This window comes from Thalassobaculum sp., assembly GCF_040219615.1.
Lineage (GTDB): Bacteria > Pseudomonadota > Alphaproteobacteria > Thalassobaculales > Thalassobaculaceae > Thalassobaculum_A.
Genome location: NZ_JAVJSE010000009.1, coordinates 70,360 through 83,677 on the forward strand (window position 1 = coordinate 70,360; position 13,318 = coordinate 83,677).

A 13,318-nucleotide genomic window follows, 5' to 3' on the forward strand; every position below is an offset into this window, starting at 1 on the left:
CCGCGTCGGCTATCCTGCCCGCCGCCGGGGACCGGGGGGTCCGAGCCGGCCTGCGCCCGGGGGCGGGCGCCGGTCACTTCGAAGGGGGGCGTTCGACAACCATGGCAAAATTCGGTGTGCGCGCCGGCGCGCTTGTCGCCGGCGTGGCCGCCTACGGGTGGGCGATGGGTCCTGCCGCGGCCGCTGACGAGCTCAGCGGCGGCGATACGGCCTGGATCCTGACCGCGACGGCGCTCGTGCTGTTCATGACCCTGCCGGGCCTGGCGCTGTTCTACGCCGGCCTGGTGCGGGCCCGGAACGTCCTGTCGGTCATCATGCACTGCGTGGCGATCGCCAGCGTGGTCTCGCTGGCCTGGCTGGCCGCCGGCTACAGCCTGGCGTTCGACGACGGCGGCAGCGCCCAGGCCTGGATCGGCGGTCTCGGCAAGGCGATGCTGTCCGGGATCGGGCCGGACACGCTGTGGGGCAGCATCCCCGAGACCGTGTTCTTCATGTTCCAGATGACCTTCGCGATCATCACCCCGGCGCTGATCGTCGGCGCCTATCCCGAGCGCGTGCGGTTCGCCGCCGTGGTGGCGTTCAGCCTGGTCTGGCTGCTGGTGGTCTACGCGCCGGTCTGCCACTGGGTGTGGGGCGGCGGCTGGCTGGCCGGCCTCGGGACCATCGACTTCGCCGGCGGCATCGTGGTGCACACCACCGCCGGCGTGTCGTCGCTGGTGTTCGCGCTGATGCTCGGCCGACGGCGCGGGTTCCCGACCGAGCTGCGGCCGCCGCACAATCCCGGCATGGTCGCCACCGGCGCCTGCATGCTGTGGGTCGGCTGGTTCGGCTTCAACGCCGGCAGCGCGCTCGGCGCCAACGGCTCGGCCGGCATGGCGATGCTGGTGACGCATATCTCGGCCGCCACCGCCGCCCTGGTATGGGCCGGCATCGAGTGGCTGCGCTACGGCCGGCCCAGCCTGGTCGGCATCGTCACCGGCCTGATCGCGGGCCTGGCCTCGATCACCCCGGCGGCCGGCTCGGTCGGCCCGGTCGGCGCCATCCTGATCGGCGTGATCGCCGGCGCGTTCTGCCAGTGGCTGTCCGGCGTCATCAAATTCCGCCTGAAGGTCGACGACTCGCTCGACGTCTTCGCGGTGCATGGCGGCGGCGGTATCCTGGGCTCGCTGCTGGTCGCGGTGCTGGTGCTGCCGGTCTTCGGCGGCGCCGGGCTGGCCGACGGCGTCACCATGGCCGGCCAGTTCGGCGTCCAGCTGCTGGCGGTCGGCGTGACCGCCCTGTGGTCGGCGGCCGCGAGCTGGGCGATCCTGGCGGCCATCCGGGTGGTCGTGCCGCTGCGGGTCAACGAGGAGACCGAGATCGAGGGCCTGGACATCACCGCGCATGGCGAGCGCGGCTACGAGCTGACCTGAGGGGAACGGACGTGAAACTGATCAAGGCGATCTTCAAGCCGCACCGGCTCGATGCCGTGCGCGAGGCCCTGGCCGATGTCGGCGTCCAGGGCATGACCGTGTCCGAGGTCAAGGGCTTCGGGCGCCAGAAGGGCCAGACCGAGATCTACCGGGGCGCCGAGTACCAGGTGTACTTCGTGCCGAAGGTGCAGCTGGAGACCGCGGTCGCCGACGAGATCGCCGACCGTGTCGTCGAGGCGATCGCGGCGGCCGCCCGGACCGACCGGATCGGCGACGGCAAGATCTTCGTTCTGGACGTCGACCGGGCGGTCCGGATCCGCACCGGCGAAGAGGGCGACGACGCGCTGTAGCGGCGCCCTAACCGCCGCCCGCGAGCAGCGACCGGGCTTCCCAGCGCCCCGATCGGACCGCCTCGTCGACCAGGGACAGCATCAGCCCGCGCATGGTCTCCAGCGCGAACGTCGCCGGGCGCCCCGCCATTTCGCACAGGTAGAGGGTGCGGGACATTTCCGGCTCGACGACCGGCCGGAAATGCAGGGCGCCGGACTGCAGGTGCTCCTGCATGATCAGCTTGGTGCCGAGCAGGCAACCCAGGCCGGCGATCAGCGATCCACCGATGGCCTGTAGCGAGTTCATCTGCAGCATCGCCCTGCTCTCCAGCTTCTTGAGCAGGCCCGGATCGTCGACGATGGCCCGCGTCGACAGGCCCGGGCGCAGCGACAGCAGGGGCAGTTCCAGCAGCTCCGCGAAGGTGATCGGGGCGTCGGTGTCGCCGATGATCTCTCTCGTCCCCACGCAGACCAGGCGCTCCTCCAGGACCGGCGTGGTCTTCAGCGCCGGCTCGGCCGTCGGGTTGTAGACGAGCGCGATGTCCACGTCCGAGTTCACCAGGTGCATCACGACCGAACCCGACAGGCCTTCCGTCAGGCAGAGCCGCAGCTTCGGGTAGTCGGCGAGGACCGTGCGCGCGAGCGTCACCGCGATCGCCTTCACCACCGAGTGCGACATCCCGACCGAGACCTCGCCGCTGATCTCGCCGCCGGACCCCCGGACGTCGCGCTCCGCCGCCGACAACGCCTTGAGGATCGACTTGGCGTGGGTGTAGAGCCGCTCGCCGGCCGCGGTCGGCTGCAGGCCGCGCGGCTTGCGCACGAACAGCGGGGTCGACAGCTCGGCCTCGAGATTGGCCAGGTGATGGCTCAGCGCCGAGACCGCGACCCGCGCGTGCTGGGCGGCGTTCGACAGGGTGCCGTGCTCGTAGATCGCGGCGAAGTAGCGGAGCTGGCGGGCATCCATCGGTTTCTCGAAAACAGAACAGCTTGTTAGATTCAATATAATTTCCCGACACCCCAGGCAACGCTAGTCTCCAGTCCTGCTGCGAAACCGCGCGACCGGACGGCTGCCGATGGACGGAGACTTCAGGCCGCTCGACGGCATCCGCGTCGTCGAGATGAGCCACATGATCATGGGGCCGTCCTGCGGGATGTTCCTGGGCTTCCTCGGCGCCGAGGTGATCAAGGTCGAGCCGCCGGAAGGCGACAAGACCCGCAGGCTCGGCGGCATGGGCCGGCCGATGTTCCCGCTGTTCAACCGCGGCAAGAAGTCGGTGCAGCTCGACCTGAAGACCGAGGCCGGGCGCGCCGCGCTGGACCGGCTGCTGGCGACCGCCGACGTGTTCGTCGAGAACTTCCGCGACTCCTCGCTGTCCAGGATGGGCGCCGACCTGGAGCGGCTGCGCGCGACCTATCCCGACCTGGTCATCGCCTCGCACAAGGGCTTCCTGCAGGGCCCCTACCAGGACCGCACCGCCCTCGACGAGGTGGTCCAGATGATGACCGGGCTCGCCTACATGACCGGCCCGACCGGCCGGCCGCTGCGGGTCGGATCGTCGGCCAACGACATCATGGGCGGGCTGTTCGGGGCGTTCGCGGTGCTGGCCGCCCTGCTGGAGCGCAGGCAGACCGGCCGCGGCCGCGACCTGCGGATCGGGCTGTTCGAGAACTGCCTGCTGCTGGTCGCCCAGCACATGGTGCAGTTCGAGCTGGAGGGCCGCAACCCGCCGCCGATGCCGGAGCGCGAGTTCTCCTGGCCGGTCTACGACATCTTCGACACCGCCGACGGCCGGCAGATGTTCGTCGGTGCCGTCACCGAGGGCCAGTGGTCGGCGCTGTGCGGGCTGCTGGGCCTGGCCGAGCTGCTGGCCGACCCGCGGCTGCAGAACCGGCCCGACCAGATCGAGGCCCGGGCCTGGACCATCCCGATCGTCGCCCGGGCGATCGCCGGACAGGATTCCCGCGAGCTGGAGCGCGAGTTCGAGAAGATCGGCATTCCCTACTCGCCGATCGCCCGGCCCTGCGACATGTATCAGGATCCGCATGTCATGCGGCCGGGCGGGCTGGCCACCTCGCGGCTGCCCGACGGCCAGAGCTTCCGGGCGCCGTCGCTGCCGTTCGAGGTCGACGGGGTGATGCTGGCCGGCGGCGGCGACCTGCCGGCGGTCGGCCAGGACACCGAGGCGGTACTCGGCGGGCTCGGCCTCGATGCCGCCGCCATCGCCGCCGCCCGCGGCGTCACCGGGGAGGCCGCATGACCCGCGCCAAGCGCGACTGGATCGCCCGCGAGCACGTCGCGATGCCGGACGAGCCGCTGTATGGCGCCGTCGTGCGGGCCGGGCTGCCGGCCGCCGAATGGCGCGGATGAGGACACTGCACCGACCGATTCAAGGCAACACAAGACCAACGGGAGGAACACCATGTACAGGATCGTCACCACCGTCGCGGCGCTCGCGCTGTCGACCTCTATCGCCGGGGCCGCGTCGGCCGCCGAGACTATGCGGTGCAGCCACCAGCTGCCGCCGCCGCACCACATCGCCAAGGTGATCGACCGCTGGGCGGCCGAGGTCGAGGCGCTGTCGGGCGGCGAGATCGACGTGCAGATCTTCGGCGCCGACAGCCTGGTCAAGGCCAAGGACAACATCCTCTCGGTCGCCAAGGGCGACATCGAGTGCGCGTTCTCGCTGAACTTCCAGTGGGGCAAGACGCTGCCGCTGATGAACGTGACGCTCGGCCCGTACACCATGTCGTCGATCGAGGCCTGGAAGAAGTGGCCGACCTCCGAGGCCGCCGGCTTCCTGGAGGACAAGCTGTCCGAGAAGGGCGTGAAGAACGTCGCCTGGATGTTCATCACCAATTCCAGCGTGTTCACCTCCAAGGGCAAGGCGCTGATCACCCCGGACGACTTCAAGGGCATCAAGATGCGCGGCATCGGCCCGGCCTTCGACCGGTCGCTGATCGCCATGGGTGCCGCCACCGCCTCGATGCCGGGCAGCGAGGTCTACCAGGCCCTGGCCGCCGGGGTCATCGACGCGGCGATCACCGACGTCGCCGCCGCCTACTCGCGCAAATACTACGAGGTGCAGGACCACATGACCGTGGTCCCGGTGCTCGCCGCCTACATCCACGGCTACGTGAACCCGGGCTGGTACGCCGGGCTCGGCGACAAGGCCAAGGCCGCCCTCGAGCAGGCCGGCGAGAAGGCCTCGGGCTGGGCGATCGAGGCCTCCCAGGAGGCCGCCGCCGCGGCGCCGCGGCAGCTGGCCGACAAGGGCGTCAAGGTGCACATCGCGACCGACGCCGAGAACGCCGCCTTCAAGGCGGTCATGCAGCCGGCCTATGCCGAGGGCTTCGAGGCGGAGACCGGGGCCGAGGGCAAGAAGCTGCTCGAACTGGTCGCGAAGATCCAGTAACAGGCGGGCATGGCACAGCCGCATGACGGGTCCGGGGAGGGGCAGCCCCCCTCCCCGTGGCCACAAACTCCGTGGCCGCTGACCATCGTGAACGCGATCTCGTGGACCGGCGGGGCGATCGGCGCCGCGCTGGTCTTCGTCGTGCTCGTGATCACCGCGGTCGGCGTGTTCAGCCGCTACGTGCTGGCCCGGCCGATCCTCGGAGTCGACGAGGGCACCGGCTTCCTGGTGGTCGCGATCGTCATGTTCGGGGCCGCCGAGGCCCTGCGCCGCGGCGACCACATCCGCATCGACCTGATCCTGGACCACGCCGGGCCGCGGCTGCGCCGGATCCTGGACATGTGGGCCAACGCCGCGGTCCTGGCGTTCGCGGTCCTGCTGTTCCGGACCGCCTGGCACACCGTGACCTTCTCGCGCGACTTCGGCGCCTATTCCGACGGCTATCTCGCCCTGCCGCTGTGGATCCCGCAGTCGGCGCTGCTGGTGGGCGCCGCCCTGCTCGGCCTGCAGGCGGCGGCCGGACTGATCAGGCAGGTGTGGCGGTGAGCATGCGGTCCGACGCGGTGCGATCCGGCCGGGCTCCCCGCACCCCGGCGTCATTCCGGAGCGGGCCGCGCAGGCGGCACGCATCCGGAACCCACCAGCCGCCCCCGACGGCACCGTTGCCGGCGCCCGTCGCCTCGTGGGTTCCGGCTCGCCCGCGCCGATGCGCGGGCGTCCGGAATGACGTCGGGGGGGTGGTAGGCGCCGTCGGGGCCGGAGCCCTTCAGGTGGGCGAGCCCCGCCTGGCTCGCCGGGACCCGCGCTGATGGAAATCGCCCTGATCCTCGGCGGGCTGCTCGCGCTGCTGCTGACCGGCATGCCGATCTTCGCCGCCCTCGGCCTCGCCTCGCTCGGCGTGCTGGCGGTCTACGAGGGCAAGATCGCCAGCATGGCCGACACCGTGTTCGCGAGCCTCGACAACCCGCTGCTCGCCACCATCCCGATGTTCGCCTTCATGGCGCACATCATGATCAAGGCCAGGGTGGTCGACGACCTGTACGACATGGCCAACAAGCTGGTCGGCCATGTGAAGGGCGGGCTCGGTTTCGCGACCATCCTGTCCTGCACGATCTTCGCGACGATCTCCGGGTCGTCGGTCGCCACCGCGCTGACCATCGGCTCGATCGCGATCCCGCAGATGCAACGGTTCCGCTACCGGCCGCGCGACACCTACGGGATCATCGCCGCCGGCGGGACCCTGGGCATCCTGATCCCGCCCTCGGGACCGATGATCCTGTACGCCATCGTCACCAACGCCTCGATCGGCGCGCTGTTCCTGGCGGGACTGGTGCCCGGGCTGCTGATGGCGGCGATCTTCGCGGTCTTCAGCTGGTTCCAGGCGAACGCCCATGGCGAGACCGTCGGCCAGGACTGGGTCGGAACCCACGAGGTGCTGCGGGCGCTGCGCAAGTCGGTCTGGGCGGTGCTGATGCCGCCGGTGGTGCTGGGCGGCATCTATCTCGGCGTGTTCACGGCCGCCGAGGCGGCCGCCGTCGGGGCGGTCTACGCCCTGCTGGTGGCGGTCCTGGCCTACCGCAACGTGTCGTTCCGCGATCTGGTCGACTGCGGCTACCAGACCCTGCGCACCAGCGCGATGCTGTTCATGATCATCGCCGCCGCCGCCCTGCTCGGCCACGCGGTCACCATCATCCGGCTGCCGGCCCAGCTGATGGAGGCCGTGACCGCGCTCGGGCTGTCGCAGACCGGGTTCATCGTCGCCGTCATGATCGCGGTCTTCATCCTCGGCATGTTCCTGGAGACCATCGCGATCATCCTGATCACCACGCCGATCATCCTGCCGGCGCTGACCGCGCTGGACATCGACCCGGTCTGGTACGGCGTCATGCTGATGATCAACCTGGAACTGGCGCTGATCACCCCGCCGGTCGGCATGAACCTGTTCGTGATCAAGGGCGTCACCGGCGCGCCGCTGTCCGAGATCATGCGGGGCGCGGCCCCCTATGTGGCGCTGCTGATCGCCGGGCTGTTCGTCATCTGGGCGTTCCCCGAGCTGTCACTGTGGCTGCCGCGCAGCGCCGGATTCGGGCGTTAGGCGACGGGATCGCGAGCCGCTAGGCCCGGGCGTCCGGCGCCTCCGGCCGCCAGACCTCGACCCGGTCGCGGCCGTTCTCCTTGGCGAGGTACAGCGCCTTGTCGGCCCGATCGATCAGTTCCTCGATCGGCCGTCGCGGCGTCATCAGGGTCAGCCCGAACGAGACCGTGACGCTCAGGCTGCGGCCGTCGCCGAGGGCGATCGACTGCCCGGCCACCCGTCCGCGCACCCGCTCCAGCACCCGCCGCGCCTCCTCCGGGCCGGTCTCGGGCAGGCACAGCAGGAACTCCTCGCCGCCGTAGCGATACACCGAGTCGTACGGCCGCAGGCTCTCGATCAGCAGCCCGGCGACCGCCGCCAGCACCATGTCGCCGACGGCATGGCCATAGCCGTCGTTGATCGACTTGAAGCGATCGACGTCGGCCAGCGCCAGGCAGCCCGGGGTGCCCGCGCGTCGGGCCCGCTGCAGCTCGCGCTTGAGGTCACGGAGCATGACCTGCCGGGTCTGGGTGCCGGTCAGCGGGTCGATGTCGCTGATCGCCGCCTGGAAGGCCCGGGTCAGCCGGCCCGCCAGCTCGTTGAAGGCCGTGACCTTCTCCAGCAGCGCGTCGTATTCCTGGACCGGGACCCTGGCATCCTTCCAGGCCCGCTCGGCCAGCAGGGCGATGTGGTTCAGCAGCGCCTCGTGCAGCGCCACCAGGGTGCCGAAGGCCGGCTGGTCGACCGGCGGGGCGTCCTTGCGCTCCTCGTACCATAGCCCGAAGCTGCTCGACCCGTGCGCGCCCAGCTTCAGCAGGTCGGGGTCCGGCCGCACCTTGCAGATCGCCGACCGATGGAATCGGGCAAGCCGGTCGTCGACCTCGGCGCCGGCCCGCTCCACCGCCGACACGATGCGGTCGTAGCGGTGGCGATGGGAGTCGGCGTCACCGGCGATCATGGCCGCCGCACGACGGCCCGGCGGGCCGGCCGATGGCCGACCGGCGTTTCCCGGCGCTGGATCGCCTCGTCCGTCATGCAGTCCTCCCGATGCGAAACCGCAGGATGCCACGCCCGGCCCGGTCCTCACAGCCGACCCGTCTTACCGCCGCCCCGCCGCGACGCGCAACGCCGGTGCAGGGCGGCCATGCGCATCGCGCATTTGCTGCGGCGCGGCATCGGCGTAGGCTCGGCGATCATGCCCGATCTGCCAGCGGCCCGTCCCGGGGGCCTCTCCCGCCTCACGACCGCCGCCGTGACCGCCCGCCGCGCCGCCGAGGCGCGCTGGCTGGCATGGCCCGGCAACCTCCGCGGCGCCCTGTGGATCGTGCTGGCCTCGATCCTGTTCACCGTCATGTCCGCCATGGTCAAGACCGTCGGCAGCCGTCTGGACAGCTTCGAGATCGGGTTCTTCCGATGCGCCTTCGGCCTGCTGACGATCGTGCCCTTCATGCTCCGCGTCGGACCGGACTCGCTGCGGACCGACCGTCCGTTCCTGCACCTGTGGCGCGGCCTGCTCGGCACCACCGCGATGTTCTGCGGCTTCTACTCGATCACCCACCTGCCGCTCGCCGACGCCACGGCGATCGGCTTCGCCAGCACGCTGTTCATGATCGTGCTGGCCGTGCTGTTCCTGGGCGAGACGGTCCGCTGGCGGCGCTGGACCGCGACGGCCGTGGGGTTCCTCGGGGTCCTGGTCATGGTCGGCCCGGGCGGGCACGGCCCCAGCCCGGCGATGGCGGCGGCGCTGTTCGGCGCGCTCTGCGTCGCCACGGTGTCGGTCGTCATCAAGAAGCTCAGCCAGACCGAATCCCCGCTCAGCATCCTGTTCAGCTTCGGGATCGTCTCCACGGCCGCCTCGGCCGGCCCGGCGATCCTGGTCTGGCAGACCCCGACCTTCGGCGAGCTGGCGCTGCTGGTGCTGATCGGGGTCATCGGCACCGTTGCCCAGAACTGCGGGATCCGGGGCTTCCGCGCCGGCGAGGCGACCGCGGTCGCGCCGTTCGACTACTCCCGCCTGGTGTTCGCCGGCCTGCTCGGCTTCCTGCTGTTCGGCGACGTGCCGTCGCCGCAGACCCTGATGGGCGCCGGCCTGATCGTGGCCTCGACCCTCTACATCGCCCGGCGCGAGGCCGCGCTCGCCCGCCGGCCGGAACCGGCCGAGACGGCGGCGCCACCGCTGCCGGCGGTACGGGACCAGGCTGCCGAATGATCCGGCCCATGCCGCAGCGCCCCCTGGAATCCCGACCGGTCACCCGCGATAATCGCTGTCCGGGATGGCCGGCAGGTATGGGACGGGAGGCGGCGGGGCCTTGGCGGAGCTAGTCGGATACGAGGTCCAGGTTCGCCGCGGCGGCGCCGACTGGGAGACCGTCGGCCGCTTCGGTCCCGACGACCAGGACGCCGCCAAGGGCCAGTTCGAGCGGGTCCGCCTCGACAACGGCGTCACCCGCGTGCGCTGGACCGAGGAGCGCGTCGATCGCCGGGGCCTGTTCCACAGCCGGATGCTCGGCTTGCGGACCGGGCCTGCCGGATCCGAAACGCCCGCCCCCGGGCGGGCCGACGGTCGGCCCGAGGGACGGGCCGACAGGCGGTCCCCAGCTCCCCGCCCCGGCCCGCGCCCCGCAACGACGCCGCCCGCCAGGGTACCGCCCGCAACCACCGCGACCGGGCGGCGGCCGATCGCCCGCCCGGCGGCGACCGCCGGCGGTTCGGACCGGGCGACCGACCGCCGGCCCGCGAAGCCGGGCGCGCGGCGGTTCTCGATCACCGAATTGCTGGGGTTCCTGTTCACCACGGTCAGGGACCAGGTCGGGCCGGGCGGCACGCCCAGGCAGACGCTGGAGGCCGGGGAACCGGCCGGGCGGCGGGGCGACCTCACGGAGTATCCCGACGAGGTCGACCTGCCGACCGTCGACCTGTTCACCTCCGAGACCGTCGTCCGGGAGTTCCACAACCTGATCGCCGCCCTCGACGCGCTCGACCTGACCGAGATGGCCCGGGCCAACCCGCAATACATCCAGGGCATCAGCATCTTCACCATCGGCGTGCTGATGACCATCGAGGAGCATATCGACCTGTTCTCGCAGCGCGGCCGGACCGTGATCCAGGCCTGCCTGAGCCGCATGGTCGAGCCGGCGCAGACCGTCAGCCACTTCGTGGACTCCCTGGAGCGCTACCTCAAGGACGAACGGTCGGCGACCTGGATCCGGGCCGGATCGCGCTGCTTCCGCTACTACCGTGACGCCGACCTGGCGAATCTGAACCGCGAGTTCGGCGAGACCTTCGGGGTGTACGACCGGATGGAGAAGACCGTCGGCGGCCGGGTCAAGGTCGGCATCATGTTCACCGACATCGTGGATTCAACCGCCATGACCGGCGAGCTGGGCGACACCCTGGCGCAGGCCGTCGTCGACCACCACGACGCGACGGTCGAGTCGATCGCCCGCAAGTTCGGCGGCCGCAAGGTGAAACACCTGGGCGACGGGCTGATGCTGTGCTTCGGCAGCGCCCAGGCGCTGGCCGGCTGCGCCGTGCTGCTGGTCGACGCCATGAAGGGCTTCGCCGAGCGTCCCGAGGTGCCGGTCTACCGGATCCGGTGCGGCGGGCATTTCGGCGAGGCCATCAGCAAGGCGGACGACTTCTTCGGCACCACCGTCCAGCTGGCCGCCCGGGTCGCCGGCTCGGCCGATCCGGGCGAGGCACGGCTGTGCGCCGGCATCATCGACCCGGACAAGCCGGCCATGGGCCGCTTCGAGAACTGCGGGGTCGCCACCCTGAAGGGCTTCGACCAGCCGATGGCGCTCGCCCGCTACCGCTGACCCGGCCCGCCGGCGCGGCGGCATTCCTTGGCGATGAACGGGAACCGACGTACAATCTGCAATCGGACATTGCGGCGTAGCGTGTGCGCCGGTCCCGGAGCGCCGGCCGATGGCGACCAAACCGAGCTATGCCGACTTTCGCCTGCTTGCCGCCGAACCGGCGCAGGTCGATCGCTTTCCGCCGCTGTCCCCGGTGGTGCTGTTGCGCGACTACTGGCAGTCGATCGCCCCGGCGCCGGGCGTGTTGCCGGGCCGTCAGCACTTCGACCCGCTGGACGTCGATGTCGGCGTGGTGCCGTGGATCTTCCTGATGGACGTAATCCGCGGCGGCGACGGCGTCCCGCTCGACTATCGCTACCGGCTGGTCGGCACCGGCAACGTCCAACTGGTCGGCCGCGACGCCACCGGCGAGCTGGCGAGCGCGGTGTTCGGCCGGGTCGACGCGCCGTTCGTCCTGGAGACCTTCGACCTCACCGTGGCGAACGCGGCGCCGACCTACTGGATTGCGACCGTGCCGCAGGACCGGATCGGCGAGGTCACCATCCACCGCGGCCTGTTCCCGCTGGCGCGCGACGGCAGCACCGTCGACATGCTGCTGTGCGTCGCCGCGCCCTGGCCGCCGGCGTAGCGGTCACACCACCCGCAGCAGCGACGCGCCGAGCGACAGCAGCACCAGCGCCGTGGCGCGCCGCCGCAGGCCCAGATACCACGCCGGCAGCTCGCCTCGGTCGCGCGCCCTGAGGTCGACCAGATAGGCCGCGCCGAACCCGGCCATCAGGACGATCAGGGCGGGCCCCGCGGTCATCAGCGCCGCCAGCCAGCCGATCAGCGCCGGTACCACCCCCCAGCCGAGCCGGACCCACAGCCGGTCGCCGTCGGGCCCCTCGACCAGTGCGGCGCCCCAGTGCACCGCCCCGAGAAACGACAGCACCGGCACCGCATAGAACACCTGGGCATCCAGCGCATGCGCCGCCCACTCCGGGGGCAGCATCCAGAAGCCCAGGGCGCCGGCCACGAACGGCACGATCCCGAGGCCGACCAGGACCAGAGCCGCCGGCGGTGCCGTCTCCTGCATTCGTGCCACGCCAACCCTCCTTCTCGTCCAGCCGCACGCGATCTGCTATCACGCCCGGCGCGGTCGTCGAACCGCCATGCGACACGATCGCGCAAGTCGGCCAGGCAGGAGGATAGGGCGATGGATCTGCAAGGACAGGCGGCACTGGTGACGGGCGGCGGCGGCGGGCTGGGAGCCGGCACCGCCAGGGCGCTGGCGGCGCGCGGCGCGAAGGTCGCGGTGCTGGACGTGAACGAGGCCGCCGCCCGCGCCGTCGCCGACGAGATCGGCGGCCTGGCGCTGGCCTGCGACGTCGCCTCGGCGGAGTCGGCCGAGGCCGCGGTCGCCCGGGCCCGCGAGGCGCACGGTGCCGCCCGCGTGCTGGTCAACTGCGCCGGCGTGGCACCGGCCGAGCGGATCGTCGGCAAGACCGGGCCGATGCCGCTGGAGAACTTCCGCCGGGTCATCGACATCAACCTGATCGGCACCTTCAACCTGATGCGCCTGGCCGCCGCCGACATGGCCGGGCTGGAGCCGGACGCCGAGGGCCAGCGCGGAGTCATCGTGTCGACCGCCAGCGTCGCCGCCTTCGAGGGCCAGATCGGCCAGGCCGCCTATGCCGCCTCCAAGGGCGCGGTGCATTCGCTCACCATCGTCGCGGCCCGCGAGTTCGCGCGCACCGGCATCCGGGTGTGCACCATCGCGCCGGGGCTGTTCGGCACCCCGATGCTGCTCGGCATGCCGCAGGACGTGCAGGACAGCCTGGCCGCCCAGGTGCCGTTCCCGTCGCGCTTCGGCACCCCGGACGAGTACGCCCGGCTGGTGCTGGCGATCGCCGACAACCCGATGCTGAACGGCGAGACCATCCGGCTCGACGGCGCCATCCGCATGGGCCCGCGCTGAGGCGGACTCCCGGCGTCCCTCAGCTCGACTTTGGTCAAAGTTGGTGGGGCGCTCGCCGCGCCGGCGGGGGCCGGGCTTCCCCCCCTGTCGTCATTCCGGCCGCAGCGACGAAGTCGCGAAGAGCCGGAACCCACCCGCTGCTCCGGCCTCGCCGCTGCCGGCGCTCGTCGCCGCGTGGGTTCCGGCTCGCCCGCGCCGGCGCGCGGGCGTCCGGAATGACGACAAAGGGGGGGTGGACGATCGCAGCCATGTGAGAATTTCCCGCTGTCTGGCCGGCGGGCTTACAGACGCGACGCAGACCTCATCGGCATA

Annotated in this window: 13 protein-coding genes; 10 read left to right on the forward strand and 3 right to left on the reverse strand. The window is 71.4% G+C overall.

Annotated elements, in window-relative coordinates:
- The first annotated feature begins 101 nt into the window (after positions 1 to 101).
- Together RIC31_RS04455 and RIC31_RS04460 are read left to right on the forward strand one after the other, a co-directional pair.
- Positions 102 to 1,412, forward strand: coding sequence for an ammonium transporter (locus RIC31_RS04455; protein ID WP_350103449.1), 1,311 nt, complete (start codon positions 102 to 104; stop codon positions 1,410 to 1,412).
- Positions 1,413 to 1,423: 11 nt separating this feature from the next.
- A complete protein-coding gene (locus tag RIC31_RS04460; RefSeq protein WP_350103452.1) occupies positions 1,424 to 1,762 on the forward strand; it encodes a P-II family nitrogen regulator in 339 nt (112 codons plus the stop codon).
- 7 nt (positions 1,763 to 1,769) lie between these two features.
- On the opposite strand, the gene RIC31_RS04465 is transcribed toward RIC31_RS04460, so the two are convergent.
- Positions 1,770 to 2,708, reverse strand: a complete 939-nt coding sequence (locus RIC31_RS04465; protein WP_350103454.1) for a LysR family transcriptional regulator — start codon at positions 2,706 to 2,708, stop codon at positions 1,770 to 1,772.
- A gap of 109 nt (positions 2,709 to 2,817) precedes the next feature.
- Between RIC31_RS04465 and RIC31_RS04470 the strand changes: the two genes are divergently transcribed.
- The 4 genes from RIC31_RS04470 (at position 2,818) to RIC31_RS04485 (ending at position 7,252) form a co-directional block, all read left to right on the forward strand.
- Positions 2,818 to 4,002 carry a CaiB/BaiF CoA transferase family protein gene (locus RIC31_RS04470; RefSeq protein WP_350103456.1) on the forward strand — a complete coding sequence of 395 codons (1,185 nt, stop codon included), beginning with the start codon at positions 2,818 to 2,820 and terminating at the stop codon, positions 4,000 to 4,002.
- 162 nt (positions 4,003 to 4,164) lie between these two features.
- The gene (gene dctP / locus RIC31_RS04475) at positions 4,165 to 5,157 is read left to right on the forward strand and encodes a TRAP transporter substrate-binding protein DctP (protein WP_350103460.1); all 993 of its coding nucleotides are present in this window, start codon (positions 4,165 to 4,167) and stop codon (positions 5,155 to 5,157) included.
- A gap of 87 nt (positions 5,158 to 5,244) precedes the next feature.
- Positions 5,245 to 5,703 (forward strand): TRAP transporter small permease, encoded by a 459-nt coding sequence (locus RIC31_RS04480; RefSeq protein WP_350103466.1) that lies wholly within the window; start codon positions 5,245 to 5,247, stop codon positions 5,701 to 5,703.
- A 262-nt stretch (positions 5,704 to 5,965) separates the two neighbouring features.
- Positions 5,966 to 7,252 carry a TRAP transporter large permease gene (locus RIC31_RS04485; protein ID WP_350103469.1) on the forward strand — a complete coding sequence of 429 codons (1,287 nt, stop codon included), beginning with the start codon at positions 5,966 to 5,968 and terminating at the stop codon, positions 7,250 to 7,252.
- Positions 7,253 to 7,271: 19 nt separating this feature from the next.
- Here the strand turns inward: RIC31_RS04485 and RIC31_RS04490 are convergent, their stop codons facing one another.
- Complete coding sequence (locus tag RIC31_RS04490) at positions 7,272 to 8,189, reverse strand: diguanylate cyclase (RefSeq protein WP_350103472.1); 918 nt, start codon at positions 8,187 to 8,189, stop codon at positions 7,272 to 7,274.
- 294 nt (positions 8,190 to 8,483) lie between these two features.
- Between RIC31_RS04490 and RIC31_RS04495 the strand changes: the two genes are divergently transcribed.
- The 3 genes from RIC31_RS04495 to RIC31_RS04505 all read left to right on the forward strand — a co-directional run bounded on the left by RIC31_RS04495 (position 8,484) and on the right by RIC31_RS04505 (position 11,677).
- Positions 8,484 to 9,440, forward strand: a complete 957-nt coding sequence (locus RIC31_RS04495; protein WP_350103475.1) for a DMT family transporter — start codon at positions 8,484 to 8,486, stop codon at positions 9,438 to 9,440.
- A 100-nt stretch (positions 9,441 to 9,540) separates the two neighbouring features.
- A complete protein-coding gene (locus RIC31_RS04500) occupies positions 9,541 to 11,049 on the forward strand; it encodes an adenylate/guanylate cyclase domain-containing protein (RefSeq protein WP_350103478.1) in 1,509 nt (502 codons plus the stop codon).
- Positions 11,050 to 11,158: 109 nt separating this feature from the next.
- Positions 11,159 to 11,677 (forward strand): PAS domain-containing protein, encoded by a 519-nt coding sequence (locus RIC31_RS04505; protein ID WP_350103480.1) that lies wholly within the window; start codon positions 11,159 to 11,161, stop codon positions 11,675 to 11,677.
- Positions 11,678 to 11,680: 3 nt separating this feature from the next.
- Here the strand turns inward: RIC31_RS04505 and RIC31_RS04510 are convergent, their stop codons facing one another.
- Positions 11,681 to 12,124 (reverse strand): DUF3429 domain-containing protein, encoded by a 444-nt coding sequence (locus RIC31_RS04510; protein WP_350103574.1) that lies wholly within the window; start codon positions 12,122 to 12,124, stop codon positions 11,681 to 11,683.
- Positions 12,125 to 12,244: 120 nt separating this feature from the next.
- Here RIC31_RS04510 and RIC31_RS04515 point away from each other — a divergent pair, with 120 nt between their 5' ends.
- Positions 12,245 to 13,006, forward strand: coding sequence for an SDR family NAD(P)-dependent oxidoreductase (locus RIC31_RS04515; protein WP_350103482.1), 762 nt, complete (start codon positions 12,245 to 12,247; stop codon positions 13,004 to 13,006).
- The last annotated feature ends 312 nt before the right edge of the window (positions 13,007 to 13,318 follow it).

What these genes read in the sequence shown, in the direction of transcription:
- RIC31_RS04455 (WP_350103449.1), top strand. Translation starts at nt 102, where the DNA reads ATGGCAAAATTCGGTGTGCGCGCCGGCGCGCTTGTCGCCGGCGTGGCC.
- RIC31_RS04465 (WP_350103454.1), bottom strand. Translation starts at nt 2,708, where the DNA reads ATGGATGCCCGCCAGCTCCGCTACTTCGCCGCGATCTACGAGCACGGC.
- RIC31_RS04470 (WP_350103456.1), top strand. Translation starts at nt 2,818, where the DNA reads ATGGACGGAGACTTCAGGCCGCTCGACGGCATCCGCGTCGTCGAGATG.
- dctP (WP_350103460.1), top strand. Translation starts at nt 4,165, where the DNA reads ATGTACAGGATCGTCACCACCGTCGCGGCGCTCGCGCTGTCGACCTCT.
- RIC31_RS04485 (WP_350103469.1), top strand. Translation starts at nt 5,966, where the DNA reads ATGGAAATCGCCCTGATCCTCGGCGGGCTGCTCGCGCTGCTGCTGACC.
- RIC31_RS04490 (WP_350103472.1), bottom strand. Translation starts at nt 8,189, where the DNA reads ATGATCGCCGGTGACGCCGACTCCCATCGCCACCGCTACGACCGCATC.
- RIC31_RS04505 (WP_350103480.1), top strand. Translation starts at nt 11,159, where the DNA reads ATGGCGACCAAACCGAGCTATGCCGACTTTCGCCTGCTTGCCGCCGAA.
- RIC31_RS04510 (WP_350103574.1), bottom strand. Translation starts at nt 12,124, where the DNA reads ATGCAGGAGACGGCACCGCCGGCGGCTCTGGTCCTGGTCGGCCTCGGG.
- RIC31_RS04515 (WP_350103482.1), top strand. Translation starts at nt 12,245, where the DNA reads ATGGATCTGCAAGGACAGGCGGCACTGGTGACGGGCGGCGGCGGCGGG.